1 pseudogene is annotated in these 1,753 nt (G+C 39.0%); it reads right to left on the bottom strand.

Features of this window, described 5'->3' with window-relative positions:
- Positions 1–249 precede the first annotated feature (249 nt).
- Positions 250–1,615: pseudogene (locus H8S17_RS16020) on the bottom strand (transposase); the annotation flags it as partial.
- Between the last annotated feature and the right edge of the window lie 138 nt (positions 1,616–1,753).

Genomic DNA, 1,753 nt, shown 5'->3' with positions numbered 1-1,753 from the left:
TAGGTAATTGCGAAACAAGTTCGCAATCCTGATTAAAAATGCGGTAAGAATCCTGCAATGCAGGATTCTTAAGATGAGAAGCAGGTGACATCAAAATTAGACATGAAAAAAGACTTCCCAGATGACTGCGAAGAAAAGATGATATGAATATCGAATATCATGCAATTAAAGGCTTTAAACTCCGTATGTATTGATGTTTATGAATTTTATCCGCAACAAGTACGGTAACAAGCTGTGTGATTCCCGCCAGAAGTAAATCAGCATGAAGAGTTTTTTCATTCTGCGTTTTACGATTCGCAATGCAGAAACTATCCTTGAAATGGTTGATTGATTTTTCAACATTTACACGGATTTTGTAGGTGTCTTTCCATTCATGCGAGCCTCGTTCTATACCAGGATAGGCGCGGAGATTTTTCTCAGGATAAATATAAATCATTCGTCCGCAGGAAGAAGTGGTGCATGGATTATCACAGTGGCACTTACGATAAGTTTTTCCAGTATGCTTATCACGCATCCATTTCATTTTGGGGCATACAAATTTCATGGTAGGAAGTTTGCTTCTTAAATGAGATTTACTGCCTTCTCGTTTCATAGGAAGCGTAGAATCGTGTGGACAGCAGGGAATGCCATTTTCATTAACAGTGTAGTCAGTTCCTTCCATGGATAATTTTACCCGGAGAGGAATAAAAGCCTTACGAAATCCAATGTCTTCAAAAAGAGATTTATAGATCTCAATCGTATCAAAAGCGGCATCCCCAAGAAACGTCTTCGGCTCTATTAAAGGATGCTTTTTGAAAAAATCAATTAAAACAGGAAGCAGAGCTTTTGAGTCGGCAAGAGATTTATCTTCATCCGGAGAATCTGATTTCTTTTCTACAATAATGTCAGGATGTGCATTTAGGAAATCCTTGTTGTAGAAAGATATGTCGCGGACAATGCCAAGTCCATTTGTGACGATACCGAATTTATAGGCATAACAGAAGTGACCGTTGATGTACATCTGCTGTATCGCCTGATTGGATGCAGCATGAGTTGGCATGGAACCATAGGCTGCTTTGTAAGGATCGTAGGAATCATCAAGGTTATGGGATTTTTTAAAAGCCTTCAACTGTTTGATAATACGATTGGCATACTTAGGATTATTTTCTGTAACCCATGCTTCAATGCCGGAGGTATCGAAGATTGTCATGTCAGCAAGAGCCGGATTCAGTTTTTGGCATATCGGTTCGGTCAGATCAACAAGATGATCGAACATAGATTGTAAGTCCGATAAGAAATCCTGTTTAAAGCGAGTGAATTTTGAACCATCCGGTACAACATCAAAGCCACAGAAGTCACGCAGTTCCTGAGAGTATTTCAAGAACACAATCAGGAGCGTGTCAGTCGGGATTGAGAAAATACGCTGGAGCAGAAGTGCTTTGAGCATTGGATAAAGCTGGTGCTTGCGAGGTCTTCCGGTTTGGGCGTGAAAATGAAAAACAAAAGAAACAGGAACAATTTCATCAAGGTTGATGGCTTCATCGAGAAGAGAAAGAAACTGATATTTGTCGTTGTCGAATTTATTTTGGCAATCTTCAAAAACTTCTGCCAAAGTGAGCTGCTTATGTGTTATCATATAGGTATATCTCCTTTAAGGTGGATTGGTATTTAGTTTCTAGTCAACTCTATTTTACCATAAACCTTGAGGAGATATTTTATTTTAACAACAAAAAATACCGTATTTATGCGGTGTTTGGCGTTTCGCAAACGCCTA

The sequence above is a fragment of the Roseburia zhanii genome (genome assembly GCF_014287635.1).
GTDB classification, from domain to species: domain Bacteria; phylum Bacillota; class Clostridia; order Lachnospirales; family Lachnospiraceae; genus Roseburia_B; species Roseburia_B zhanii.
The sequence above is the reverse complement of the archived record's forward strand: the minus strand, read 5'-3'. Positions and strand labels throughout refer to the sequence as shown.